This is a genomic window from Paenarthrobacter sp. TE3676, assembly GCF_056279165.1.
In genome coordinates this window covers 165,326-189,802 of the sequence record NZ_JBWBQU010000002.1, presented here as the reverse complement: position 1 = coordinate 189,802, position 24,477 = coordinate 165,326, and the positions used below count along the sequence as shown (strand labels likewise).

The following is a 24,477-nucleotide window of genomic DNA, read 5'->3' as shown; positions in this document are numbered from 1 at the left end:
CCTCTGCGGCGCTGTGGATTACCAAACCCCTTAGTGGAGGAGGCCGGCTGGCCATGACCGCTTGGAACGCCGACCCGGAAGCCGGAACCTCGGAATTCGGCGCGGTGACCGTCGTCGAAGGTTCCTCTTTCTGCATCTCCGGTCACACCGGTGACATCCACGGCGGTGGGGCCCAAGGCGCCTACTACCAGGACACTCGCATCGTGTCGCGCTGGATACTCCGGATCAACGGGGCTTTCAGGGAGCCCTTGGTGGCACGCAATCCTACGGCCTTCCAAGCGGAATTCGTGGGCCGGGCGTTGTCTGCGGACGGCAGGTTCGACAGTCCTTTGGTGGTTCAGCATCAACGGCATGTGGGATCCGGGCTCAGGGATGACATCACCATCCGGAACTATTCCGGACAGACTGCCACGTGCGGGATTGACCTGCAGATCGACGCAGACCTGGCCGACCTTTTCGACGTCAAAGGTGGCCGGACAGGCAAGGCCGGAACCGCGGTGAAGACCGTACACAAGAAAGAGCTGCACATAGAGTCCGGACACCCCAACGGGGAACGCCGTGGTGTGGCCTTCCGTGCTTCCGGTGGCAAGCCCACTGAGGAAGGGCTGATCTTCCACGTCAGCATCCCGGCACGGAGCCAATGGACAACCAGCGTAATCGCCGTCCCGCTGACCAATGGGAAAAGACCCAGCGAACCGTTCACCGAAACCATGCCCCTCCACCACACCCCGGGGGTTCGGCGCCATGTCGCGTGGGAAGAACACGTACCGCGGATATCCGTCGCAGACGCAAATGTGGAGGAAGTCCTGGAACGGAGCCAACGCGATCTCGGCTCATTGCGCATCTTCGACCCCCAACACCCCGGCCGTACAGCGGTGGCCGCAGGCGCGCCCTGGTTCATGGCACTGTTCGGCCGCGACTCGCTGCTGGCCTCCTACATGTCGCTCATGGTGGATCCGGGACTGGCCGCAGGGACGCTGCAGACGCTCGCTGAACTTCAAGGCAGCAAAGTGGACGTCGACTCCGAGGAGGAACCTGGACGCATGCCCCACGAGGTACGGCTCGGGGTCACGGCTGGACTCGCCCTGGGCGGGACCGCCTACTACGGAACCGCAGACGCGACACCCCTGTTCGTCTCTACGCTCAGCGAGCTGAGCAGATGGGGTTTGAGTGCGGACATCATCGAATCCCTCCTGCCCAACGCCGATCGTGCCATCACGTGGATGGAGGACTACGGAGACCGCGACGGTGACGGCTTCATCGAATACCAGAGGCCCAACGAGCATGGACTGGTGAACCAAGGCTGGAAGGACTCCTGGGACGGCATTAACTTCGCTGACGGCACCATGGCAGAAACCCCCATCGCCTTGGCAGAGGTCCAGGCTTACGCATACGCGGCCTACGTGGGGCGCGCGCTGCTGGCGCGATCGGCGGGCGATACCGCCGTCGAACGCCGTTGCGCGGATCGGGCAGCAGCGCTGAAGGAGGCTTTCAACGATAAGTTCTGGCTCCCGGACAAAGGCTATTTTGCGCTCGCATTGGACAAAGACAAGAAAGCTGTGGACTCGTGTGCGTCGAACATGGGGCACTGCCTCTGGGTGGGCATTGTGGATGAAGACAAGGCCCCGATGGTGGCTGAGCGGCTGATGTCGCCGGAGATGTTCACCGGCTGGGGCATCCGTACGCTGGCCTCGGACATGGGGGCGTACAACCCCGTCAGCTACCACAACGGTTCCGTCTGGCCCCACGACACCGCACTCGCCGCCACAGGACTCATGCGGTACGGCTTCGTAAAGGAGGCCAGCCGAATTGCGAGCGGACTGTTCGACGCCGCCGAGCACTTCGGCGGTCAGCTTCCGGAGCTGTTCTGCGGCTTTGATCGTGCGGACTTTTCCCAGCCGGTCCCGTATCCGACGGCGTGTTCCCCCCAAGCATGGGCGGCTGCGGCACCGATTCAGCTGGCTCGCATCCTGCTCAGGTTCGATCCGGACTTCACCCGGAACGTGCTGCACCTGGCGCCGATCCTCCCCGACTCCCTGGGGGAGTTCAGGGCAGACAACGTGTTGCTGGGGCGCTCGCGAATCACCATCCAAGCCTCTGGTTCGTCCGGCACAGTGACCGGACTTCCTGTCGGGTTGGAACTGCGTTCGGATCCCCGGCCGCCGCTGACGGGGGATTTATTCGGCTAGCTCTCTTAGAGCTCGTGCTCCATGACGAAGTCGTGCTCCACGGTGTCGCCGAGCTTGAACGACTTGGTGCCCACCCGCTGGAAACCGCTCTTCTCGTAGAAGCGGATGGCCTTCGCGTTCTCGCTGTTGACGCCGAGCCACACCCCGGCCGCACCCTTGTTAGCAGCATCGGCCAACGAGGCCTTGATGAGCTGTGATGCGGCGCCCTTGCCGTGGTGGTCGGGGTGGACGTAGCACTTGCTCAGTTCCGTGGACGGGAGCGCTGAGAGCACCGAGGCGACGTCCGGGTCGCTGGCCGGCTTGGCAATCAGCATGGTGTATCCGTTGAGCTGTCCGTCGTCGTCGAGCACCAGAACTGTGATGTTGGCGTCGGCGAGGTAATCCTCGAAGTTGGCCTCACTCAACGTTTTCTCAAGGTGTGCCTGGATGTCCGCCGGCGAGGAGCCGGGCGGGCATGCCAGCGGGAAGGTGACGGCGGCAAGCTCAGCCAGCTTCCCGGCGTCGTGCGTTGTTGCGGTGCGGATGGTTTCGGCCATGTGAGTCAGGATACGGCCGAGACCGTCAATTTCCGTACTAATGCTGTCCCGCCCTCCACACTGAGCTGCGTGCCCACGTTCTCGGATGCGGGGAACACCAGATCGGTCAAGACAACCTTGCCACCTTGTGCGAACACCTCCATGGAGCCGTGGTCGACGATCACACGGAGCCTGAGCACGCCATCCTCAAGGGTCACGGGGGCAGACTCTGCTGATGCGAACTTTTCGTGGAAAGCGGTGTTGCCGGAGTTGCGGCGGTCCAGGGTGAGTTGGCTCGTGGCAGCCTCGAAGCTGAGAAGCGTTGCGGCATCCCCGGCCGGTGCGCCGAAAAGGCTCAGGGTGGTTGTTCCGGCAGTTCCGGGCAGGATCTCGGCGTCAATCACGTGCACAGAATCGACCCGCAGGACTGAAGCAGGATCTGCCTGCGGCAATTCAACCGTGGAATCGTGCATCTCCTGGTCCTCCATGGTGTAGATGCTTGGCCCGAGCTCGGCCGGCAGCACGGGGCGCTGGACCAGGCGGGGCAGGCCGTCGATGGTGGACAGCTCAACCTCGCGGGCCAGCGACATGCTGGATCGCCAAGGGGACGTGGGCAGGGAATTGGCGTAGTCCCAGTTATTCATCCAGCCAATCATGATGCGGCGGTTGCCCGGAACATTGCTGAAGGAGACTGCTGCGTAGTAGTCGCGCCCCCAATCGAGCCATAGGCACTGCCTCAGGTTGGTATCTCCGTCCTCAACCAATGAATCGCTGTCTGCGGTGAACTGAACCCCGTCGAAATGTCCCACGAAGTACTGTCCGCCCGATCCTCCTGCCACGGCACCGGGGTTGATGTTGACTACCAGGACCCACTTGACGTGGTCCGGGCTTCCGTCGACGGGAAGAGGGAAGAGATCAGGACATTCCCACTCGCCGCCCGTGGCATTGGCTGGCCCGAACGTGCTCAGGTACTCCCATTTCTTAAGGTCGGCCGAGCGGTACAGGACAACTTGCTGGTGCTGTGCCTCCACCGCCACCATCACCCAGAATGAAGCCGACGCATCCTCGTACCGGAACACTTTGGGGTCGCGGAAATGTGCCGAGCCTCTGTTGAGGACCGGGTTGCCGGCGTACTTCTGCCACGTCATGCCAGCGTCCGTTGAGAAGGCAAGAGACTGCGCCTGAGTCCCTTCGAGTCCCGAGCCTTTTTTGAAAGCGCTGGTGTAGATGGCAACCAAAGCCGGGTTTTCCGGGGTGCCAAAGCCGGTCGTATTGCCCTCATCCACCACGATGCTTCCGGAAAACACGTCCTCCCGATCATCACAGGCGATGGCTACGGGATGCTCGTTCCAGTGAAGCAGGTCCTCCGAGGTTGCATGGCCCCAGGACATGTTGCCCCAGACGTTGTCGAAGGGGTTGTTCTGGTAGAAGAGGTGGTAAACGCCTTGGTAGAACACGAGTCCGTTGGGATCGTTCAGCCATGTGCTGTTGGCCGTGTAGTGAAGTACGGGCCGGCTCATGAAGACCGTGTGTTCGGCGGGACCGGCAGCATGAGTCGTTGTATCAGTCATTGGGGTTCTTTCGGGAAGCGTGCGCCAGTTCCAGGGATTCGGTCAGTTCGGCTCGTGTGGGCGGGTTGGCTCCGTGCCGTCCCACGGTGATGGCCGCAGCGAGGGAGGCAGCCGTGCCCAAGCGGGTGAGCTTGGCGGCGTCGAATTCGCCCTGGGGGTTCTCCATCAGTCCTGCAATCAAGGCGGACATGTAGGAATCGCCGGCCCCGACGGTATCTTTGACCGTCACGGAGCGCGCCGGCACGTGGACGTGGGCGGTCTTGGACCACAAGTAGGACCCGGAACCGCCATCAGTGATGATCGCCGCTTCCGGCCCAAGGCCAAGAAGGTGGTGGCCGACGGCGGTGGGGGACCACTGGGGGTAAAGCCACTGCGCGTCTTCTGAACTGAGTTTCACTACGGTGGACAAGGCTGCTGATTCTTCGAAGGTCCGGAGAGTCGCAGCATGGTCCGGCAGAAGCGTCGGGCGAATGTTGGGGTCGTAGGTTATCAAGCCGGAAAACGACTCCAGCAACGCGCGGACCTGCTTTGCTCCTGGCTCCAAAAAGGTAGCCAGCGAACCCGTGTGCAGCACCTTTTGGCGGATTGGGAGATTCAGCTGCGGGAGTTCCCAACGGATGTCGAAGTCATATTTCGCCGAGCCGTTGCTGTCCAGGAGGGCCGTGGCCGTGGAAGTCCTGGGGAGATGCCCGGCTCCCGGCAGCATGGAAGCTCCGGCGCCCGCCAGATGCTCTTGGATTCGCGTGCCACGCTCGTCCTTGCCCAGTGCGGTAAGAAATGAGGTGCTGACACCCAACCTGCCGAGTCCGAACGCAACGTTGAGACCTGAACCACCGGGGAACTCGACGGCTCCCGCTGCGGTGTCAATAATGTCGATGAGGGCCTCACCGACTACCAGGACATCCGTTTCAGGGCAGGAGGGGTCAGGGCGGCTGTGCATCTATGGTCCTTTGTGGGTTTGGGGCGTCCGAGTCTGGACGCAGATGAAGTCAGGTGTTGGTGCCTGCGGTCAGTTCTGCGCTACTGTCGCCTGTCCCGGACTGGGGGAGGCCACGGAATGACGCAGGACCAAAGGGCAGGGAAGAACGGTGGGGTGGGCAGTGAACAGTTGCAGGTCCGTTTTTCCCTCAATGGCGTCGATCAGGTTCTTTGTAGCCCACGCCCCCATTTCATAGTGCGGAAGGGCGACAGTGGTCAGCGATGGGTAGAGGTTTTCGGCAATGAGCTGCTGGTTATCGAACCCCACGAGTGAGAGGTCCCCGGGTATTCGCAGCCCAAGTTCGCCGGCCGCCCTGTAGGCGCCCATGGCCATGCGGTCGTTGTAGCAGAAGATGGCCGTGGGCCGGTTGGGGGACTCCAGGACCCGCATTGCCGCTTGATAGCCGCCCGGCACCTCGGATAGTTCCGAGTGGACCAGCTCTTCATGAAACGCCAGCCCGGCATCGGCCAGCGTGTCCTTGAACGCCTTCAGCCGGGAATGGGTTGCCGGGACGTCGTCGGTGTTGTTGATCATGCCGATCCGCGTGTGACCGGCGTCGATCAAGGTTTGCACCGCGAGCCGTGCGCCGCCGGCCTCATCGGGGATGACTGAGGAGACGGAGTGGTTGATGTCCTGGGAGTCCACCAGGACCGCCGGAACTCCGGCCAGATTCTTGGGAACGGACAGTTTCCGGTGATACATGGTGGCGTACAGGATGCCATCCACCTGCCGATCCAGCAGGTCAGCGACGTCGCTTTCGCGTGAATCCTGGGAGCCGGTGCTGGTGGAGTTGATGATCATGATGTTGTACCCACGGGCCCGTGCCGTTTCCTCGGCCCCGAGGATGATCCTGCCTGCGTGCGGAGTGGTGGCAATCTCTTCGCTGATGAAACCGATCATGCCCGAACGTTGGGTGCGCAGGGCCTGGGCCAGGCGATTGGGTCCGTAACCCAGACGCTGGGCAGCTTCATGGACGCGTTCCCTGGTTTCGGTACCTACGCGGGCGTAAGCAACGTCATTGAGGACATGGGAGACGGTGGTGACAGAGACACCGGCCGCGGCGGCCACGTCTTTGATACCTACAGATCTTTTGGTCATTGCTTTCCCACGTCCTCATGGTGTTGATGTTTGTTGCTGATCCTACGTTCGGCTTACTCATCCCAGTAGGCTATCGATGAATACCCGCTGCCTGGCTCGTTTGGGCGGTCTCTGCCGCGAAACCAATGGTCGGCGTGGCCCTCACAGCGTTGACGCTCCTGTCTGCGATCACCTGGGCGTTATTTCCGGAATCAAGGATGGTATTCCGGGCGGAGGCTGCATCAACCAGGACCGCCGTCACTGCAAGGCCCTCCGAAGCCCCGGTGGTCAACAGCGCATCCACTTGGGCCGAGAAGCAAGAGTCGCTGGACGCGGCGCGAACGTCCATGGCCACCACGTGATTGTTGGAGACGAAGTTGCCTGCGCCCTCTGCCAAATGGATGATCACGGGTGTGGCCCCCGATGGTCGAATGCTCTCTGCGTCCACTATTTCAGAGAAGTGGTTGCCGATCACCGAGTTGTTGTTGCCACTGATGCTCAGCAGCCCGTAGAGGTCAGTCCGCCCGTTGTCGACTCCCAGGAAGGGAGTCCAGGGTTCGTGGTCCCTCAGGAAGTGGTTGGAGGCCACGAGGTTCTCGGAGCTGTTCTCTGCGAGAACCACCATCCCGGGATAGAACGAGTGCAGGCGGTTGTTGGACACACTTGAACGGGTGACGCCGTCGAAACGGATGCTGCTGGCACCGCGGGGGAAGATGTTGTTCGCAGTGATCAGGAGCCCACCATGGTTCTGGGCGTAAATCGAGTGACCCTTGAATCCGGCCCCCATCAAATTGTCGGTGATCTTGGACGCCTGGCCCCAGCCACGGAGTTCGATGCAGCTTCCGCATTCGGCAATGAAGTTGTCGTGAAGGGAAAGGGCGTCCGCCTTATAGATGGTGAGCGCATTCTCGAGGTAGACGAATCCCATTGCGTTTACCCGGAAGGAGTCATTGGCACTTGCCACATAGATGCCGGTCTTGCCGTTGACGTAGCTGTTCTCTGCAGGCAGCCCTGAACCATCCGGGGTGAAGTGCAACCCATCGATGCAGAAGTTGGAGAATTCCACTGAGCTGATTCGGGGGCTCCCGCTCCGCTCAATGTAGAAGGCGGCGCCCTTGGATTCGTCCTTGCCGGGCGAGTCGTCGCTGAGCGGAATGTCGACGATGACGCGGCTTCCGCCTGGCCACAACTCATGGAGGTCCGGCCATTCTTCCTCGGGAACGTTGAACCGGATGCTCGAGGACGTAAAGCCGTGGCCCGAGCCTTGGATCTTGAGGAAGCTGACATCGATGACCACCTGCGTGCGGAGGTGATAGTCCCCGGGCGGAAGGTAAATCACCGCTCCCGGCTTGCCGCCGTCGTTCTCATCCGTGACCGTCTGGCGGGCCTTGATGTCCGCGATGATGCTGTTGATGACTTCACCAACGTCCTCGGACGCGTTACCGATTGGCCACGTGGTGACGTCGTAGTGGTTGCTGTTGGACATGGGGTCCTCTCTTAGATTGAAGATTTCCTTAGCCCTTAACAGCGCCGAGCGTCATGCCTGCAACGATTTTGCGCTGCAGGAGGAGGGTCAGGAGGATGACGGGAATCGAGTAGACCGCTGCGAGTGCGGTCATGGATCCCCAGTCCAGTCCGAACTGGGTCTGGAAGTTCGCGATAACCACAGGGGTTGTTTGTGAGCGGATGGCGGTCATGAGGAGAGCGAACAGGAATTCGTTCCACGAGGCCAGGAAGGCGAAGATCGCGGTGACTGCGATGCCTCCGGAGACCACAGGGATGACCACCCGCCAGAGCGCTCCAAGCCTGCTGCAGCCATCAACCGTTGCCGCTTCCTCCAAGTCCCGGGGCACGGCCTCGAAGAAGCTGGACATGAGCCAGATGGACAGTGGCAACGAGATGGTGGTGTGGGCGATGGACAAAGCGATGGGCGTGTCCGCGAGCCCTGCGGAGGACATCATTGATGCCAGCGGGATGCCGATGGCCACCGGAGGGACCATGCGCGTCACCAGTGCAGCCATGATGAACACGCGGCCGCTGGGAGTCTTGTAGCGCGTGATGCCGTAGGCAGCAGGGATAGCCAGGACCAGTGACAGCAGCGTGCTGATAATGGCTGTCTGCACGCTGTTGATGAACGAAGCCAGCACTCCGCTCCGGCCCAGCGCGTTGGCGTAGTTCTCCAACGTCCATTCCCTGGGAAGAATGGTGGGCGGAACGGCGATGGTGTCGATCGGCGTCTTGAACGAGGTAAACAGCAGGTACAGGAACGGGAAGCCGTACAGCACCATGGCCACTGCCAACAGGATCCACAGGATGGTCCGTGTGCTTCGGCGTCCGGCTTCCAGCCCTTCGCGGTTGACGCCGCGACGCTTGCGCAGGCTCTGGGATGCGGTGACTTTCGACGTCGGCTGTGCGGCTTGGCTGGTCACGTCGCCCTCAGTTGCGGCTCGGTTCCGTGAAATCGCGGTCCGGGAGCTCATCAGTTGTCCTTTCCTGGCCGCCAGATGGTGGCCACCGCGAAGAATGCGACGGCGAGCATCGCCAGCAGGTAGATAGTGCCCATGGCGCTGGCCAGGCCGGGATCGCCGAAGCGGATCATGGTGCGGTAGATCAGCAGGCTCATGGTTTCGGAGGCGGACTGGGGGCCGCCGTTGGTTTGAATCAGGATGGTGTCGAAGGCGCGGGCGGCGTCGATTCCCCGGACAACCAGCGCTACTGCGATCACCGGGCGGAGGAGCGGGAGGATGATCTGGAACAGGAGGGCAGGTGCCCTGGCGCCATCCAAGCGCGCAGCTTCAATGAGGTCACCGGGGATGTTCTGGAGGCCGGCGAACAGCACGAGGCACATGAAGGAAGTGGTGAGCCAGATGTCCGGGATTGCCACCGAGAACAGCACAATGTTTGGATCTGACAACCACCCGATCTGGTTGGGGTTGGAGAGGATACCCGCCTGGTGCAAGAGGGTTCCGATGAGGCCGAAGTTGTCGATCATCAGGAACTTCCACAGCAAGCCGGCAACAATCGGGGCGATCATCAGCGGATACAGGAAGACGGTCCGCCAAACCTGCGAGCTGCGCCCGAGCGTGGTGAACAGGAGCGCCATTCCCAGGCCGAGGGCGAACTCGAGGGTGACTACCACCAAGGTGTAGGCGAGGGTTCGCCACCCTGCCCCCATGAAGGCTTCGGAGGCGAATGCGGTGACGTAGTTCTGGAATCCCACGAAGTCACGCGGGCCACCGGCGATGGGCGAGATCTTGAAGAAGCTGTCAGCGATGAGGCGGAACAGGGGGTAGGCCACGAAGACGGCCAGGAACAACGCCGCCGGGGTCATCAGGTATAGGGCGAAGCGGCGATCGGAGATGCGCACGATTTTCTCTTCTGCTGGTTGGGGCCGCGGCCGACACGGGGTTTATGGTTCCGGGTGCCGGCCGCGGAGTCTTTACTTGAGGAGGTCCTGGATCTGCTTCTTGGCTTCGGCCAGGAGGGTTGCGGAGTCGCCGCCGGCCACTGCCTTCTGCAGGAGCGGGACCAGCACGGTGTCAACGATCTGCTGCCACTTGGCCGTTGCCGGGCGGGTAGCTGTAGCTTTGCCGTTGAGGGTTTCGATCAGTGGTTTGAAGCTCTCGTATCCGGGCTGGTCCTGGTACTTCTCGAACGCGGAGATGCGGGAGGCCAGGCCAAGGCTGGATTCAATGCCCAGACCGTTATGGTCGTAGGCGCACTTGATGAACTTCTTTGCGGAGTCTGCGTTCTTGGTGGCCTTCGGGACAGACAGGTACCAAGGTCCCGGAACACCTGCGACGCCGGCGCTGCCGCCAATCATTGCTGCGGCTCCCACTTTGCCTGCCACCGGTGAATCCTTGGGGATCTGACGGTAAGCGTGCGCCCAGAAGCGGGTCATGGCGGTCTTGCCCTGGTTGAACAAGTTCTGCGCTGCGGCCCAGTCAACCTGTGCAGCGCCCGGAGGCGCCGACTTTGTCAGGCTTACGTAGAAGTCGAGTGCTTCTTTATGGGCTGCGTTATCGATTACTACGTTGTCGCCGTCGAGGACCATGGGGGAGCCGGCCTGCAGGACGTGGGCAAGCCATTCAGTTTCCACGGCGCCCTTCACATCCGTGCCGTACATTCCGTCCTTGGTGAAGAACTCCGAGATGTCCTGGTACTGCTTCCACGTGGTGGGTGCGGCGAGTTCGTAGCCGTACTTTGCCTGGAAATCGGCCTTGTTTTTGGCGTCTTCAAAGAGGTCTTTGCGGTAGAGAATGATCTCGGCATTGGTCCATGCCGGCAGGCCGATGAAGTGGCCGTCCACGTTTGCTTCCTTGACCAGTGCGGGGAAAATGTCTTTCTTGGCCTCATCGGTGAAGATTTCGTCGATGGGCTGAACCGCGTCCTTGAAGCTCGGGAGCCACACGGAGTCGAGGGCGGCGACGTCGAAGGAAACGTTGCCGGAAGAAAATTCACTGGAGAGCCGGTTGAACATGCCGTCGTAAGGCAGTTCCACAAAGTTGACGTCGATTCCGGTGTCCTTCTTGCACTGTTCGGCAACGCCGGTGAGTTCGGCGTGACCGCCGGCTTCCACAAGGACGTTGATGGTGCCTGCGGCGCTACCCGACGTTGGTGCCGGGCCCCCTGCGCCGCATCCGGTAGCCGCGAGTGCGACGGCGGTGCATATGCCGCCAAGGGTGACGAGCCTGGAGATGGTGTTTCGAGTGGACATCGCTGTCGACTCACTTTCTCTCGAACGGGATGGCAAGACTGTTTGGGGTGAAGAATCGTTTTGCCAAAACGACTTGGCAACACTGTAGAGCTGTCTCTTTAGGAGTGTCAAGGGTCACTTTGACCGGCTGTCGTTGCCAAAAAACCCGCCAGGATTTTGTCGTTGACACCCTTCTTCAACACCGCTTAGTCTTTCTTCCAGCTCGCGATAAACCGTTTTGGCAACTTTGGCGGTGTTCGGCTTCGTGTCGCGCCCTTTCCCGCCACACGCTCCAGTCCTCGCGGGTGCATTTGGCGGCAAAGGGTGCGGTTTTTCGAGCCTTGGCACAGCATCCGGGTGCCAACGCCATCTTGGCTCTTTCCGAGGGAGGCCCAACGCACGACGGCGGCCGGTCACCTAGGTGACCAGCCGCCGTCGTGATTTCTGAAGTTAGTCCGCTTTGACCGCCAGGACCGGGCAGTCTGCCTCCAGCAGGATCCGTTGGGAGACGCTGCCCATGATGAGCTTGCCTACCGGGCTGCGGCGGCGAAGGCCGATGACAATCAGATCGGCATCGTTCTCGTCGGCTGCGTCCAGGACTTCGGCAGCCGCGTCATGGCCGCGGACCGGTTGCTTGATGATGTGCTGGATGCCCTGATCAGCGAGCCGGTCCTCGATGCTCTGGATGTCCGGCTCCTGGGCGTACCGGTTGTCCACCAAGGCGTCGCCCTTGGAGGAATTGATGACCAGCAGGGTGGCATTGCTCTTCTTGGCCTCGGCGATGGCCTGCGTCAACGCCGCTTCGCCTTCTGGTGTGGGGACGTATCCCACCACGATGGTCATGGTTTCTCCTTGTTGGCTTGGTTGTTGGGGAGGGGGCTGGCAGTGCCAGGCGCCAGGCTAGCCGTCACTTCCGCCGTCGCCGTCTGCGGTTCCGTCGGCGCGGTGGCTGCCGTGGCTGACGCCGCCGGCTTCCCTCGGGACTGTGGCGCCGGAGTTACCCGGGACCACTGTGGCTGCAACGGGACGGTTGCGGCGGATGAGCTTGAAGATCAGCGGCCAGGCCAGGATGAGCGCCACGATGATGTAAACCACAATCGCGATGGGCTCACTGAACAGGCCGGCGGGATCGCCTGCGCTCAGCTGCAGCGTCTTGCGGAGCTGGCCCTCAATGCGCGGGCCCAGGATGACGCCGAGGATCAGCGGCAGGACCGGAAGTCCAAAACGCCGCATCATGAATCCGAGGGCACCGAGCACCAACAGGATCACAAGATCGAAAGCCTGCAGGTTGACCGAGTAGGCACCCAGGGTGGCGAAGAACAGGATGCCCGCGTAGAGGTAGGGGCGGGGGAGTTGCAGCAGCTTTGCCCAGACCGGTGCCAGGGGCAGGTTGATGAGCAGGAGCAGGAAGTTGCCGATGAAGAGGCTCGCAATGAGTGCCCACACCAGCGGTCCTTCGCTGGAGAACAGCTGCGGGCCTGGCTGAATGCCGTAGGACGTAAAGGCTGCAAGCATGACGGCGGCTGTTGCGTTGGTGGGGAGGCCGAGTGCGAGCAGCGGTGTCATGGTCCCGGCGGCGGCAGCATTGTTGGCCGCCTCTGGTCCGGCGACGCCTTCAATAGCGCCCTTGCCGAACTCTTCCGGGTGCTTGGTGAGCCGTTTCTCAGTGACGTAGGAGAGGAACGTGGGGATCTCGGCGCCACCGGCGGGCAGGGCACCGAACGGGAAGCCAAAGGCGGTGCCGCGAAGCCAGGGCTTCCAGGAACGTCCCCAGTCCTTCTTGCCCATCCAGGGACGACCCACGGGGATGACATGGAGCGGCGTGCGACGCAGGTGGGCCGCAACCCAGAGGGCTTCACCCACGGCGAAGATCGCGACGGCGACCACCACAATGTCCAAACCATCCACCAACAGCGGCTGACCAAAGGTCAGGCGGCGTTGGCCGGTCACGGAGTCGATGCCCACCAGTCCGATGGCCAAACCAAGGGCAAGTGACGCAAAGCCGCGGAGCCTGGACGAGCCAAGGACGGCGGTCACCGCCAGCAGTGCGAGGACCATGATGGCAAAGTAGCTGGGAGCACCCAGGCTGACGGCGAACTGCACCACGATGGGTGCGAAGACCGCCAGTAGCGCGGTGCCAATGGTTCCGGCGATGAACGAGCCGATGGCCGCTGTGGCAAGCGCCTGTGCGGCCCTGCCGGCTTTGGCCATCTTGTTGCCTTCGATGGCAGTCACCACCGACGACGATTCACCGGGTGTGTTGAGGAGGATGGAAGTGGTGGAACCGCCGAACATGCCGCCGTAGTAGATGCCGGCGAACATGATGAAGGCGCTGGTGGGCTCCAGGGCGGCGGTGACCGGAAGCAGCAACGCCACAGTCATGGCCGGGCCCAGCCCGGGAAGGACACCGACGGCGGTGCCCAAGAGTACGCCGATCACGGCGAACAAGAGGTTCATGGGGGTCAGGGCGGTCGCGAAACCGTCCATCAGGGAGGACCAGACGTCCATTAGAGGATTCCTTCCAGGAGCCCGGCCGGCAACGCGATGCCCAGGCCGAGGTAGAAGCCGTAGAAGGTGAGCAAGGACAAGGCGACGGAAATAAGGCCGTCACGGATGTAGCGTCGGCTGCCGAGTGCCAGCACGCTGCCCCAGAAGAGGACCGTTCCGGAAATGACCCAGCCTGCCCAGTCGATGAGCAGGATATTCAGGATGAACGCTCCGGCCAGCGGAAGGACGGTCTTCCAATCGGCAGGGTGTGCCAGGTCAACGTCTTCGCCGCCCTCGGCCTCACCCTTGCCGCCGCGGAGGACATTGATGGCAAGCAGAACGGCGCAGATAATCAGCAGACCGGAAACAATGAACGGGACGGTCTTCGGACCCACCGGGTCCGACTGCGAGTAAGGGGTGACCAAGCCGTTCGCGTCCAGAAAGACCAGGACGCCGACCACGCCGAGCAGGAGGGCTACCCCCAGCTCGGCGCGGCCTTTCAGGCCTGTGGCTAAGGAGCTCACGCCAACCCGAGCTTGGTCAGGACGTCCGCCACCCGCTTGTCCTGGTCTGTCAGGAACGTCTGGAATTCGTCGCCGGTAACGAAAGCGTCGGTCCAGCTGTGGGTCTTGAGTGCTTCCTTCCAGCCGGCGGAGGCGTGCATCTTCTCAAGGGCTGCGATCAGGGATTTCTTGTCGTCCTCGCTGATGCCCGGAGGGGCCACAACGCCGCGCCAGTTGGTGAAGACCAGGTCGATGTTGGATTCCTTCAGCGTGGGAGCGTCCACACCTTCCAAGCGGTTCTCGCCACTGGTGGCCAGGACCCGGATCTCGCCGGACTTGATCTGCTGCAGGTACTCGCCGGCGCCGGAAGCGGCGAAGCCGAGCTTGTTGCCAAGGATGGCGGGGAGGAGGTCGCCACCGCCGTCGTAAGAGACGAAGTTGACCTTGGTGGCATCGATGCCCACCGCGCCGGCCAACTGCATGGGCAGGAGGTGGTCCGGGCCGCCGGGCGAAGAACCGCCACCAACTGCGATGGAAGCCGGGTTGGCCTTCCACGCCGTCACCAGGTCATCGATGGTCTTGTACGGGGAGTCCTTGCTGACCATGATGGCGCCGGGTTCCTCGATGAGTTTTGCCAGCGGGGTGGTCTCCGTCAGCTTCGACTCGGACTTGTTGGTGTAGCTTGCTCCAACAACGCCCAGGCCCATGAGCATGGTGAGGTCGCCGTTGCCCTTTTCGTTGACGATGCGGGCAAGGCCAACCGTTCCGCCGGCGCCGGCAAGGTTGAACACCTCGGTGTTGGTGGAGATCTTCTCGTCGTCCAGTACCTTGGCTGCTGCCCGTGCGGTGGTGTCATAGCCACCTCCGGGAGTGTTTGGAACCATGATCTGGAGTCCGGTGATGGGTCCTGCTGCGCCGGTGCTGTCAGAACCGGTGGACTTACCTGTGGCACCGCAGCCGGTGGCCATCAGGGCGATGCCGGCGGCGACGGCGGCGACTCGCAATGCGCGGATCTGGCGCATGGTGTTCCTCTTCTCATCATCGAAAATTCGGTGTAGGGCGAACAGCGTTGTGCCCCGTTGATTTGATGCTAGGCGCGTAAGTGACAGGGATCACTCTTGTGTTCGCAGTGATCTTTAAGTTCATTGCGTTCACGGGTTTCTGCGGTCTGAACTGGTCTTTCGGGCCGCTGGGGTCTTCTGTGCCACTGGGGTATAGTTCCGATACGCCACGGGGGAAGCTGTAGTCAGCCCCTCCCCTCCCAGGCACCATCAAAGGAACCCGGCAGTGACTCGACTCACTCGACTGTCTCGAAGAAGAGGCATGTCCCTGGCAGGGCAGTACCTTGTGCTGCAGTTGCTGATCGTCCTGGCAGTTCTTGTTGCCGTTGTTGCCATTTCACTGGCCCAATCCGCCGCCACCTTCGAGCGGAATGAAGGGCGCCGTGCACTGCTGGCTGCTGAAGCCTTGGGCAGCAACCCCACTGTCCGCGCGCTGCTGCCGGAGGCCGAACCGCGCGTGGGTTCAGCCCTCCCGGCCGTGGCCGAATCCGTGCGCACAGTTTCGGGATCATCACATGTGGCACTTGCCAAACTTGACGGCACCGTCGTGGCGTCATCGGATCCCAGCCTGTTGGGCCAACCCTTGCCGCTGGGTGAGAGCCAAGTGATGGAGGGGCGCGCCTGGACAGGTGTCCTGCCAGGCAGCAGCGGAGCAGTGCTGTCCGCCCACGTCCCCGTCCTGGACGATTCCGGAAACGTCATAGGCGTTGCGTCCATCAGCAGGAACTACCCATCCACCATTGAGCGACTAGGCGACGCCGTTCCCAACCTGCTCACCTATCTCGGTGTCGCCAGCGTCCTGGGCGTCGCCGGATCCCTCCTGTTGTCCCGCCGCGTCAAACGGCAAACCCTCGGTATGGAACCGCGGGAAATCACCGGTCTCGTGGAGAACCGTGAAGCGATGCTGCAGGGCCTGAAGGAAGGCGTGGTCGCTCTGGATCCCCACGAGCGCATCACGGTGGCCAACGAAAGCGCCAGGCAGCTTCTTGGCCTGCCGCCGGACTGCGTGGGTAAGAAGTTGCGATCCCTCCACGTAGACCCTGCGCTGAAAATAGTCCTCACCCGCGAACAGTCAGACGCGGATCAATTGGTCCTCGTGGGGGAGCGGCTGGTGGTCATGAACCGCGTTGCCCTGCGTTCCCACGGACGCGACATCGGTTCCGTCACCACGTTGAGGGACCGGACCGAGCTGTCCTCCCTGGAGAGTGAACTCGGCGCCACCAAGACTGTGACCGACACTTTGCGGGCCCAAGCCCACGAGTTCGCCAATCAACTCCACGTCATCTCCGGCCTGATCCAGATAGGCGAATACGATTCCGTGGTGCAGTTCGTCAACGGAGCCACGGTAGACCGGACGCGGCTCAACGACGACGTCACCAGCCGCATCGAGGACCCCGCGCTCGCAGCCCTGCTGATTGCCAAGGCCAGCCTGGCAACGGAGCGCGGCGTGGAGCTGAAGCTGGATCCGAAGTCCGCCCTGCCGCGCGTCAATGAGGAACTGTCGCGCGACCTCACCACCGTGGTGGGGAACCTGGTGGATAACGCGTTCGACGCCGTCACTGGACTTCCCGGGGCGTCGGTCCAAGTGCTGGTGGTTAACTCGGGTGACGCCGTCACAGTCACAGTCAGGGACAACGGTCCCGGCGTTCCTTCCGGCTCCGCAGAGGATATTTTCCGACAAGGCTTCTCAACGAAAGAGCCTGGACCTGGCGATGCGCGGGGCTTTGGGTTGGCGTTATCACGGGTGATCTGCCGGCGCTCCGGAGGTGACCTGACGGTGTCCAATGATGAGGGGGCAGTGTTCACTGCACGCTTCAACAAAAACACCTCTAACTCGGACAAACCCGACTCCACGAAGGGGACAATGCAGCCGTGATCAAGGTACTGATCGTCGACGACGACTTCATGGTGGCCAAGGTCCACGCCGGGTTTATCCAAAGGACACCGGGCTTCGGGGTGGTGGGCGTGGCGCATACGGGTGCTCAGGCCCTGGTGGAAACGGAAAGGCTCCAGCCCGACCTCGTGTTGCTGGACATCCATCTCCCGGACATCAACGGACTGGAACTCATGCACCAGCTGCGCGATGTTGCACCGGACCTCGATGTACTGGTGATCAGTGCTGCCCGCGAGGTGGAAACCGTCCGGAAGGCGTTGCGCGGCGGGATTGTGCACTACCTCATCAAACCCTTCTCCCAAGCCGATCTGCAGGAGAGGCTGGAGCACTACCTCAGTGCTTACCAAGGCTTGGACGCCTCCAAGGTGGAGGCCGAGCAGTCCGACGTGAACCGCGTCTTCGGCTTGGGCGTTTCCGAGCGGACCCTGCCTAAAGGCTGCAGCGTGGAGACGCTCGAACTTGTTGAATCAGCACTAAAAACAGCGCCGGGTGACCTCTCTGCCGCCGAGCTCGCCGAGCAGTTGGGTACCTCCCGCGTGAGCGCCAGGCGTTACCTTGAGTACCTCCACGACGAGGGGGCGCTGGAGGTCAGACTGAAGTACGGCGTCGGACGCCCTGAACGGCGATACCTGCTGAAGGGGCGGTGAGCCTCGGCGGCGCTACGCTCTATGCGACCGGTTTCCACCCCAAGGCTGGGCCCAATTTTGTCGCAATGTCGGTGAGGATCTGCACGTAGTCCTCGTGGTCGAAGCTGAAGGGCAGTGCGAACGCCACCTCGTCCACTTCCTGGAAACCCGCATGGGCGTAAAGTTGCCGGGCAATTTCATCGCTGGTGCCGATCAGATCCCGGGCGAACAGCATGCCCTTCGGCCCCTGCGGAGCGCTCGTGCGGGGAGTCCGTTCATCGACGTACCGCTGGTACTTCTCGCGCTGGGCGCTGGAAGCGGAATCAGTGGGGATGACCACTAAGCCTTGCGAAGCCCGGGCCGTGTTTCCGGACGCGTGGGCGGCGTCGCGGTACGCCCGAATCTGCGATTGCTGTACCTTGGCGAAGTCCGGATCCTGATCCTTGTCGGGAAAAATGACGCTGCTGGAGAGCAGGTTGAAGCCGTTTGCCCCCGCCCACACGGCAGACTTCATGCTTCCCGCCCCGTACCAAAGACGGCTGCGCAGTCCGGGGGAGTGCGGCTCCACCCGGTTGGAGAACTCCTCCACAACGCCCTGCTTACCGGAGAAGTCCCTCACTTTTTCGCCCGCAACCAGGCGGGCGAACCTGTCTACCCGGTCGTAGCTGAAGTCTTCGACATCCCAGGAATCGGCGTAAAGATGGTGCTTCACGGTGTCGTAGTGCATCGGTTCACCCACGCTCAGGCCCGGATTGATCCGTCCCCCGGCGAGCAGATCCACCGTGGCCAGGTCCTCCGCCAGCCGCAGGGGGTTCTCCCAACCCAACGGGGTCACGGCGGTGCCGAGCTCAATCCTGGACGTGCGCTGGCTGGCGGCGGCCATCACCGCGACAGGGGAGGAGATGCCGAACTGCAGGTGACGGTGGCGTAACCAGGCGCTGTCGAATCCCAACTGCTCGCCGAGCTCGATGATCTCCAATGTCGACCGGTGGCCGGCAGCCGGATCAGCGGGATCGAACAGCCCGATAATCAGGAATCCGAGCTTGCGGAGGGGACTTTCAGGGCTGGGCATGGCATTCCTTCGCGTTTGGCGGGGCGGCTACTGCCCAGACTAAGTGCCGGTACCGACGACGACGGCGGGAGGTTACCTTTTGTGATGGGCGCGAGGTAGCTGGGAGCTGGGAATTAATGCCTTGGCCACTGCTTGGAACCTCGCGGGTGAAAGTAGGTGAAACTGGTAAAAGAGGTGAAACTGACGTCGGCCTACCACCTGAGACCCTCCCCTTGCCCAGCCCCTAAGCCCCCACAGTCTTCAGGTAGTTCCGGATCCCATCCACCACCAATTGGTGGTCCTCTTCCGAGCTCAACCCGGACACCGTAATCGCGCCGATGACGCCGGCGCCTCGCACGCGGATGGGGAACGATCCGCCGTCGAGCGTGTAGTCCTCCGGAGCCAGCCACCCGCCGCCAAGGGGGTTGCGGTCGGCAAACCTTTCGCCCAACAACGCCGTGCTGTGCTCGAACCGCAGCACGGCTGCCGACTTGCGGCGGATCCACTCTTCCTGGTCGGCGGTGGAACCGGGCAGGACGCAGCGGAAGAGGACAATGTTGTGCCGCCGGATATCTATCGCCACGCCGAACTCCGATGCAATGGCGTGGTTGGCGATCAGCGAGCCGAGCCGCCAGGCATCGTGGTTGTCGAAACTTGAAAAGACCAGTTCTTCTTCCTGCTGACGGAGTTCGGCAAGGCGCGGTGAATCACTCATTCTTGGGTTCCTTCCAGGACAGCGTCAGATTCGTAGCGAAGGCCGATTTGCTTCCGAATCTCATCCATAGCCGCCATGATGGCCACCGTCTCGGCCGGTGGCAGGATGATCCCCGCAGTTTCGCCGGCGCGGATCAGGCGTTCGAGTTCTGCTGCTTGGTACTGCATGCCCCGGCTGTTCACGGGCTGGTCGTAGCGCTCCACAACAGTGCCATCCACGGCATGAACCGTGAACGGAACCGGGTTGTACCAGGTGTGTTCGATGTCGATCCACCCTTCGGCCCCGATGACCATGGCACGGTTGGCGCTGGCGGCGTCGAGTTCGCAATCCACAATCGCATGGGCACCGTTGGCGTATTCGAAGATAGCCGCCGTTTGGCGGTCTACCCCGGTAGCCGACATGGAGGCACTGGCCTTGATCGACGCAGGCGTACCCAGGATGTCGAAAGCAAAGGAGATCGGGTAAATGCCCAAGTCGAGCAGCGCTCCGCCACCGAGCGCGGGATCGTTGAGCCGGTGGGCGGGATCCTTGGGAAGGCTCTGGTTATGTGTGGCCACCACCTTCCGGACCTCGCCAATAGCACCGGCGGCAATAAGCTCCCGGAGATGGATCATGTGCGGCAGGAACCGCGTCCACATGGCCTCCAAGGCCACAAGCCCCTTGGACTCTGCCAGGTGAACGATGTCCTGTGCCTCGCGGGCGTTCATGGTGAACGACTTCTCCACCAGCACGTGCTTGCCCGCGTTCAACGCCAGCAGCGCGTTGGCGTGGTGGAAGGGGTGGGGCGTGGCGATGTAGACCACGTCAACCAAAGGGTCGGCCACCAAATCCTCGTAGCTGCCATGCGCCGTGGCAACGCCGTACTGTTCTGCGAACGCCTTGCTCGATTCCAAGGAGCGCGAGCCGACGGCCTGCACTGCGAAGCCGTTCTCCTTTAGGTCCTGCGTTTGGAGTCCGGCGATAAATCCTGTGCCGAGGATTCCCCAGCGGATCGTTCCGTCGGAGGTGCCATTGCTGAGGGTCATGTGCTCAGTCCTTGCTGCTGAACGCGGCGTCGAAGGAGGTTTGCGACGCCGGGAAGTCGAACTTCTTCAGCGCAGCGAGGGCTTCGGGGGCGCCGTGGAGGCGGTCCATGCCGGCGTCTTCCCACTCGACGCTGATGGGTCCGTTGTAGCCGATGGCGGTGAGGGCCCGGAAGGACGATTCCCACGGAACGTCGCCGCGTCCGGCGGAGACAAAGTCCCAGCCGCGGCGGGGGTCACCCCAGGGCAGGTGCGAGCCCATGACCGTGTTCCGACCGGTCGGGCGCAGCTTGGTGTCCTTGCAGTCCACGTGGTAGATCCGGTCCTTGAAGTCCCAGATGAAGGAGACCGGGTCGATGCCCTGCCACATGAAGTGGGACGGATCCCAGTTCAGGCCGAAAGCGGGCCGGTGACCGATCGCTTCGAGGGTCCGGACGGTGGTCCAGTAGTCGTAGGCGATTTCGGAGGGGTGGACTTCGTGGGCGAAGCGGACCCCGCATTCATCGAAGACATCCAGGATGGGATTCCAGCGGTCAGCGAAGTCCTGATAGCCGGCATCGATGACCTTCTCCGGGACAGGCGGAAACATGGCCACGTACTGCCAGATGGAGGAGCCGGTGAACCCGACCACGGTATCCACGCCGAGCGCTTTGGCGAGGCGGGCGGTGTGCTTCATTTCCTCGGCTGCGCGCTGGCGTACGCCTTCAGGCTCCCCATCACCCCAGACGCGCGAGCCCACAATGGCTTCGTGGCGGAAGTCGATGGGGTCGTCGCACACGGCCTGGCCTTTGAGGTGGTTGGAGATGGCCCAGACCTTCAGGTTGTACTTCTCCAGGACAGCGAGCTTGGATTCGACGTAGCCGGGTTCGTCCCAGCGCCAGGCGTCCAGGTGGTCCCCGGAGACGGCGATCTCCAAGCCGTCATAGCCCCAACCGGAGGCAAGGCGCGCGACTTCCTCGAACGGGAGGTCGGCCCACTGGCCGGTGAACAAGGTGTACGGGCGGGGCATGTCAGGCTCCTTCAGTAGCGGATGCGTTGAGCTGGATGAGTGAACCCTTGGCTGCCGCGGATTCTTCCACGGCCGCCAGGATGTGCTGGACGTTCAGGCCCTCTTCGAACGACGGCGACGGTGCCTCACCGGCCGCGATTGCGGTCAGGAAGTCCCGGATCTGGTGGGTGAAAGTGTGCTCCCAGCCAATGATGTGACCCTGAGGCCACCACGCTTCCACATACGGGTGCTCGGGTTCGTTGACCAGGATCCTCCGGAAGCCCTGTTCACGGACGGGCACTGTGTTGTCCATGAAGTTGAGCTCGTTGAGGTTCTCCAGGTCGAATGTCAGTGATCCGAGCGAACCGTAGATCTCGAGCCGCAGGGAGTTCTTTTGGCCCGTAGCCACGCGGGAGGCTTCAACTGAGGCGATTGCTCCGGAGGCGAGCGTCAGGTTAACCCAGGCGGCGTCGTCGACCGTGACATCCTCCAGTCCTTCTGCGCCAGGGCGCTGATCGACGAAAGTCTGAAGTCGGCCGGAGACCTCGGTGACGGCATCGTCCAGGAGGTACAGGATCTGGTCGATGGCGTGCGAGGCGATGTCGCCCAGTGCACCCGAGCCGGCCGTCTCCTTACGGAGGCGCCAGGTCATGGGGGACTCGGCGTCGGTCAACCAGTCCTGCAAGTACGCCGCGCGGATGTGCCGGACGGTGCCGAGGCGGCCTTCAGCGATGAGTTCGCGTGCCAGTGCCAAGGCGGGGACCCGGCGGTAGTTGAAGCCGATCATCGACTGCACGCCACGGGTCCGGGCTGAAGCGGCAGCGGCGACCATGGACTCAGCCTCGCCGAGAGTGTTGGCGAGCGGCTTCTCCACCAGGACGTGCTTACCCGCTTCCAGGGCGGCAGTCGCGATTTCGGCGTGCATCCAGCCCGGTGCGCAGATGTCCACGATGTGAATGTCGTCCCGTTCGATGACGGAACGCCAGTCAGTGGCGGACTCGGCCCAGCCGTACTTGGCAGCAGCTTCGGCCACTTGGGTGGCGTCCCGGCCGACGAGCACTTTCTGCTCGAAGGTCGGAACGTCGAAGAAGCTGGCTACGTTCCGCCACGCGTTTGAGTGTGCCTTGCCCATGAAGGCGTAGCCGATGACCGCAACGCCCAGCGGGGAGGGGGTAGGGATAGTCATGATGTTCGTCGCCCGTTCTTAAAGGGTTGCTGTTTCGGGTGCCCAGTCTTCGGGGAGGGCAGCGGAGACGGGGGCGTTGCTGGTGACGTCCACGAAGGTGCCGGACTCGACGGATTCGGTGATGGAGACCATGGTGTCCAGGACGTGGTAGGCGAGTCCACCGGTGGCCCGGTGCGGGGCGCCGGTTCGGATGGCGCGGGCCATGTCCAAGGCTCCCATGCCACGGCCGTTCGCCGGACCCGTGGCGGAGATGATTTCGGGTTCGTCGGCACCGGGCCGCCAAAGCTTCAGGTCGCCGTCGAAGTAGTTCGGGTCCGGGAGGGACAGCGTGGCTTCGGAGCCGGTGATTTCCACGAATCCCATGCGTTGGCGGGGGGATTCGAAGGAGAAGACGCTGTGGGAGGACTGGCCGCCTTCGAACTGTGCCATCGCGGAGACGTGGGTGGGAACCTCGACGGCGAATTCCTCGCCCGCCTTGGGTCCGGAACCGATGATGCGGGTTGCTTTGGCGGAGGAGCCGACGGCGGCCACCTTACGGACCGAGCCGAAAGTTTGGATCAGGGCGGTGAGGTAGTACGGGCCCATGTCGAACAGCGGGCCGGCGCCGTGCTGGAACAGGAACGCCGGGTTGGGGTGCCAGGATTCGGGGCCGGGGGTTTGGAAGGTGGTCATTCCGGTCAGCGGGGTGCCGATGTCGCCCCGTTCGATGATCCGGCGGGCGGTCTGCAGGCCCGCTCCGAGGAAAGTGTCCGGGGCCGTGCCAAGGCGGATACCGGCGGCGTCGGCTGCCTTGAGCAGGCCGAGCCCGGATTCGCGGTCCAGGGAGAAAGGCTTCTCGGTCCAGACGTGCTTCCCGGCGTTGACTGCCGCGGTGGCGACTTTGACGTGCGCTGCCGGGATGGTGAGGTTGATGATGAGTTCGACGTCGGGATGGTTCAGTGCCAGCTCGGGCGTGCCGAATTCGGCGATCCCGTATTCCTTGGCCCGTGCTTCCGCGGTTTCGACGAAGAGGTCCGCGATGACCAGGACTTTCAGATCCGGGAAGACCGTGAGGTTGTCCAAGTACTGCTTGCTGATGTTTCCCGCGCCAATGACGGCGACGCCCACGGGGCCTTTGCGGGTGGAAGGGGCGAAGCTCATGCCTGCACTCCTTCTGCGCTTGCTGCGTTGGCGCTGGCTGCGGCGGTCAGGTAGGCCAGGCTCTGGGTGATTCCTTCGAAGATGTCACCGGAGTAGTCGTCGAATTCAACCACGCCAACTTCCAAGGACTTGGCTGCGGCGATGACGTCCAGGACCGGGATGGTGCCTTGGCCGGCGGGCTGCTGGGCCTTGGTGTCAGTGTTGCCTGGTCCGTCCTTGATGTGGATGAGTTTCACCCTGTCACCGAGGCGGGCCAGAAGTTCCACGGGGTCCTGGCCGCCGACGGCAACCCAGTAGGTGTCTATTTCCAGGACCAGTTCCGGGTCCAGCAGACCCTCGAGGTATTCCAGTGCGGTCTTGCCTTCGATGGTGGACTCCAGCTCCCAGGCGTGGTTGTGGTACCCCACACGGATGCCGTATTCGGCGCCCTTCTTCGCCGCTGCGTTGAGCTTGGCGGCCGTGGCCTGGATGTCCTCGGCGGTCTGCCAGTGCTCCGCAGGAAGGAAGGGATCGATCACCGTGGTGATGCCCAGTTCCTTGGCTGCGGCGAAGATCTCGTCCTGGTCCTGGGACAACAACGGGGCATGCCCGGACGGAGCGGTCAGGCCGTTCTCCTTCAACGCCGCACCCAGTTCCTTGGCCGTGGCCACGAAGTTGTACGGCTCCACCTGCGTAAAGCCGATCTCTGCAACCTTCCTTATGGTGCCCGGCAGGTCCTCCTGGAGAGCGTCCCGCAAGGTATACAGCTGGATCGAATAAGACATTGGATTCCTTTTC

Annotated in this window: 22 protein-coding genes; 3 read left to right on the top strand and 19 right to left on the bottom strand. The window is 62.6% G+C overall.

The genetic code is table 11. The annotated features are described in order from the left end of the window. Window positions 1-53: 53 nt before the first annotated feature. Window positions 54-2,189: an amylo-alpha-1,6-glucosidase gene (locus ACZ881_RS04710; protein ID WP_476112898.1), complete on the top strand. Its 2,136-nt coding sequence runs from the start codon at window positions 54-56 to the stop codon at window positions 2,187-2,189. A 5-nt stretch (window positions 2,190-2,194) separates the two neighbouring features. Here the strand turns inward: ACZ881_RS04710 and ACZ881_RS04705 are convergent, their stop codons facing one another. The 12 genes from ACZ881_RS04705 to ACZ881_RS04650 form a co-directional block, all read right to left on the bottom strand. Next, complete coding sequence (locus ACZ881_RS04705) at window positions 2,195-2,725, bottom strand: N-acetyltransferase family protein (protein ID WP_476112896.1); 531 nt, start codon at window positions 2,723-2,725, stop codon at window positions 2,195-2,197. Between the two features lie 5 nt (window positions 2,726-2,730). Continuing rightward, window positions 2,731-4,275, bottom strand: a complete 1,545-nt coding sequence (locus ACZ881_RS04700) for a glycoside hydrolase family 32 protein (protein ID WP_476112894.1) — start codon at window positions 4,273-4,275, stop codon at window positions 2,731-2,733. Beyond that, window positions 4,268-5,215, bottom strand: coding sequence for a carbohydrate kinase family protein (locus tag ACZ881_RS04695; RefSeq protein WP_476112892.1), 948 nt, complete (start codon window positions 5,213-5,215; stop codon window positions 4,268-4,270). Before ACZ881_RS04695 ends, ACZ881_RS04700 begins: the two co-directional genes overlap by 8 nt. Before the next feature lie 69 nt (window positions 5,216-5,284). Continuing rightward, window positions 5,285-6,352 (bottom strand): LacI family DNA-binding transcriptional regulator, encoded by a 1,068-nt coding sequence (locus tag ACZ881_RS04690; protein ID WP_178993298.1) that lies wholly within the window; start codon window positions 6,350-6,352, stop codon window positions 5,285-5,287. 70 nt (window positions 6,353-6,422) lie between these two features. Beyond that, entirely contained in the window at window positions 6,423-7,817 is a 1,395-nt protein-coding gene (locus ACZ881_RS04685; RefSeq protein WP_476112889.1) for a NosD domain-containing protein, read from the bottom strand. Between the two features lie 28 nt (window positions 7,818-7,845). Next, entirely contained in the window at window positions 7,846-8,811 is a 966-nt protein-coding gene (locus tag ACZ881_RS04680; protein WP_476112887.1) for a carbohydrate ABC transporter permease, read from the bottom strand. Next, window positions 8,811-9,698 (bottom strand): carbohydrate ABC transporter permease, encoded by an 888-nt coding sequence (locus ACZ881_RS04675; protein WP_091465247.1) that lies wholly within the window; start codon window positions 9,696-9,698, stop codon window positions 8,811-8,813. The genes ACZ881_RS04680 and ACZ881_RS04675 overlap by 1 nt, the downstream gene beginning before the upstream one ends. Window positions 9,699-9,770: 72 nt before the next feature. Continuing rightward, complete coding sequence (locus tag ACZ881_RS04670) at window positions 9,771-11,048, bottom strand: ABC transporter substrate-binding protein (RefSeq protein ID WP_091465248.1); 1,278 nt, start codon at window positions 11,046-11,048, stop codon at window positions 9,771-9,773. 429 nt (window positions 11,049-11,477) lie between these two features. Continuing rightward, the gene (locus ACZ881_RS04665) at window positions 11,478-11,870 is read right to left on the bottom strand and encodes a universal stress protein (protein WP_091465250.1); all 393 of its coding nucleotides are present in this window, start codon (window positions 11,868-11,870) and stop codon (window positions 11,478-11,480) included. Between the two features lie 57 nt (window positions 11,871-11,927). Beyond that, a complete protein-coding gene (locus tag ACZ881_RS04660) occupies window positions 11,928-13,535 on the bottom strand; it encodes a tripartite tricarboxylate transporter permease (protein ID WP_091465251.1) in 1,608 nt (535 codons plus the stop codon). Beyond that, window positions 13,535-14,038: a tripartite tricarboxylate transporter TctB family protein gene (locus ACZ881_RS04655; RefSeq protein WP_091465253.1), complete on the bottom strand. Its 504-nt coding sequence runs from the start codon at window positions 14,036-14,038 to the stop codon at window positions 13,535-13,537. The genes ACZ881_RS04660 and ACZ881_RS04655 overlap by 1 nt, the downstream gene beginning before the upstream one ends. Next, on the bottom strand, window positions 14,035-15,039 hold the full coding sequence (locus ACZ881_RS04650; protein WP_091465255.1) for a Bug family tripartite tricarboxylate transporter substrate binding protein: 1,005 nt from the start codon (window positions 15,037-15,039) through the stop codon (window positions 14,035-14,037). The genes ACZ881_RS04655 and ACZ881_RS04650 overlap by 4 nt, the downstream gene beginning before the upstream one ends. A 301-nt stretch (window positions 15,040-15,340) precedes the next feature. Here ACZ881_RS04650 and ACZ881_RS04645 point away from each other — a divergent pair, with 301 nt between their 5' ends. Next, window positions 15,341-16,954 (top strand): sensor histidine kinase, encoded by a 1,614-nt coding sequence (locus ACZ881_RS04645; RefSeq protein ID WP_476112883.1) that lies wholly within the window; start codon window positions 15,341-15,343, stop codon window positions 16,952-16,954. Then, window positions 16,951-17,619: a response regulator gene (locus tag ACZ881_RS04640; RefSeq protein ID WP_476112881.1), complete on the top strand. Its 669-nt coding sequence runs from the start codon at window positions 16,951-16,953 to the stop codon at window positions 17,617-17,619. The genes ACZ881_RS04645 and ACZ881_RS04640 overlap by 4 nt, the downstream gene beginning before the upstream one ends. Window positions 17,620-17,638: 19 nt before the next feature. Here ACZ881_RS04640 and ACZ881_RS04635 read toward each other — a convergent pair whose 3' ends face one another. The 7 genes from ACZ881_RS04635 to ACZ881_RS04605 form a co-directional block, all read right to left on the bottom strand. Continuing rightward, the gene (locus ACZ881_RS04635; protein ID WP_476112879.1) at window positions 17,639-18,670 is read right to left on the bottom strand and encodes an LLM class flavin-dependent oxidoreductase; all 1,032 of its coding nucleotides are present in this window, start codon (window positions 18,668-18,670) and stop codon (window positions 17,639-17,641) included. A gap of 223 nt (window positions 18,671-18,893) precedes the next feature. Beyond that, window positions 18,894-19,364 carry a heme-degrading domain-containing protein gene (locus tag ACZ881_RS04630; RefSeq protein WP_476112877.1) on the bottom strand — a complete coding sequence of 157 codons (471 nt, stop codon included), beginning with the start codon at window positions 19,362-19,364 and terminating at the stop codon, window positions 18,894-18,896. Next, window positions 19,361-20,389 (bottom strand): Gfo/Idh/MocA family protein, encoded by a 1,029-nt coding sequence (locus tag ACZ881_RS04625; RefSeq protein ID WP_476112875.1) that lies wholly within the window; start codon window positions 20,387-20,389, stop codon window positions 19,361-19,363. Before ACZ881_RS04625 ends, ACZ881_RS04630 begins: the two co-directional genes overlap by 4 nt. Window positions 20,390-20,393: 4 nt before the next feature. Further along, window positions 20,394-21,395 (bottom strand): sugar phosphate isomerase/epimerase family protein, encoded by a 1,002-nt coding sequence (locus ACZ881_RS04620; protein ID WP_476112873.1) that lies wholly within the window; start codon window positions 21,393-21,395, stop codon window positions 20,394-20,396. 1 nt (window position 21,396) lies between these two features. Next, window positions 21,397-22,560 carry a Gfo/Idh/MocA family protein gene (locus ACZ881_RS04615; protein ID WP_476112871.1) on the bottom strand — a complete coding sequence of 388 codons (1,164 nt, stop codon included), beginning with the start codon at window positions 22,558-22,560 and terminating at the stop codon, window positions 21,397-21,399. Between the two features lie 18 nt (window positions 22,561-22,578). Beyond that, complete coding sequence (locus tag ACZ881_RS04610; protein ID WP_476112869.1) at window positions 22,579-23,700, bottom strand: Gfo/Idh/MocA family protein; 1,122 nt, start codon at window positions 23,698-23,700, stop codon at window positions 22,579-22,581. Beyond that, window positions 23,697-24,464, bottom strand: a complete 768-nt coding sequence (locus tag ACZ881_RS04605) for a sugar phosphate isomerase/epimerase family protein (protein WP_476112867.1) — start codon at window positions 24,462-24,464, stop codon at window positions 23,697-23,699. The genes ACZ881_RS04610 and ACZ881_RS04605 overlap by 4 nt, the downstream gene beginning before the upstream one ends. Window positions 24,465-24,477: the final 13 nt, after the last annotated feature.

Bases quoted from the DNA above. Each gene is read 5' to 3' on its own strand.
- ACZ881_RS04710 (WP_476112898.1), top strand. From the start codon at position 54: ATGACCGCTTGGAACGCCGACCCGGAAGCCGGAACCTCGGAATTCGGC.
- ACZ881_RS04705 (WP_476112896.1), bottom strand. From the start codon at position 2,725: ATGGCCGAAACCATCCGCACCGCAACAACGCACGACGCCGGGAAGCTG.
- ACZ881_RS04700 (WP_476112894.1), bottom strand. From the start codon at position 4,275: ATGACTGATACAACGACTCATGCTGCCGGTCCCGCCGAACACACGGTC.
- ACZ881_RS04695 (WP_476112892.1), bottom strand. From the start codon at position 5,215: ATGCACAGCCGCCCTGACCCCTCCTGCCCTGAAACGGATGTCCTGGTA.
- ACZ881_RS04690 (WP_178993298.1), bottom strand. From the start codon at position 6,352: ATGACCAAAAGATCTGTAGGTATCAAAGACGTGGCCGCCGCGGCCGGT.
- ACZ881_RS04685 (WP_476112889.1), bottom strand. From the start codon at position 7,817: ATGTCCAACAGCAACCACTACGACGTCACCACGTGGCCAATCGGTAAC.
- ACZ881_RS04680 (WP_476112887.1), bottom strand. From the start codon at position 8,811: ATGAGCTCCCGGACCGCGATTTCACGGAACCGAGCCGCAACTGAGGGC.
- ACZ881_RS04670 (WP_091465248.1), bottom strand. From the start codon at position 11,048: ATGTCCACTCGAAACACCATCTCCAGGCTCGTCACCCTTGGCGGCATA.
- ACZ881_RS04665 (WP_091465250.1), bottom strand. From the start codon at position 11,870: ATGACCATCGTGGTGGGATACGTCCCCACACCAGAAGGCGAAGCGGCG.
- ACZ881_RS04660 (WP_091465251.1), bottom strand. From the start codon at position 13,535: ATGGACGTCTGGTCCTCCCTGATGGACGGTTTCGCGACCGCCCTGACC.
- ACZ881_RS04650 (WP_091465255.1), bottom strand. From the start codon at position 15,039: ATGCGCCAGATCCGCGCATTGCGAGTCGCCGCCGTCGCCGCCGGCATC.
- ACZ881_RS04645 (WP_476112883.1), top strand. From the start codon at position 15,341: ATGTCCCTGGCAGGGCAGTACCTTGTGCTGCAGTTGCTGATCGTCCTG.
- ACZ881_RS04635 (WP_476112879.1), bottom strand. From the start codon at position 18,670: ATGCCCAGCCCTGAAAGTCCCCTCCGCAAGCTCGGATTCCTGATTATC.
- ACZ881_RS04630 (WP_476112877.1), bottom strand. From the start codon at position 19,364: ATGAGTGATTCACCGCGCCTTGCCGAACTCCGTCAGCAGGAAGAAGAA.
- ACZ881_RS04625 (WP_476112875.1), bottom strand. From the start codon at position 20,389: ATGACCCTCAGCAATGGCACCTCCGACGGAACGATCCGCTGGGGAATC.
- ACZ881_RS04620 (WP_476112873.1), bottom strand. From the start codon at position 21,395: ATGCCCCGCCCGTACACCTTGTTCACCGGCCAGTGGGCCGACCTCCCG.
- ACZ881_RS04615 (WP_476112871.1), bottom strand. From the start codon at position 22,560: ATGACTATCCCTACCCCCTCCCCGCTGGGCGTTGCGGTCATCGGCTAC.
- ACZ881_RS04610 (WP_476112869.1), bottom strand. From the start codon at position 23,700: ATGAGCTTCGCCCCTTCCACCCGCAAAGGCCCCGTGGGCGTCGCCGTC.
- ACZ881_RS04605 (WP_476112867.1), bottom strand. From the start codon at position 24,464: ATGTCTTATTCGATCCAGCTGTATACCTTGCGGGACGCTCTCCAGGAG.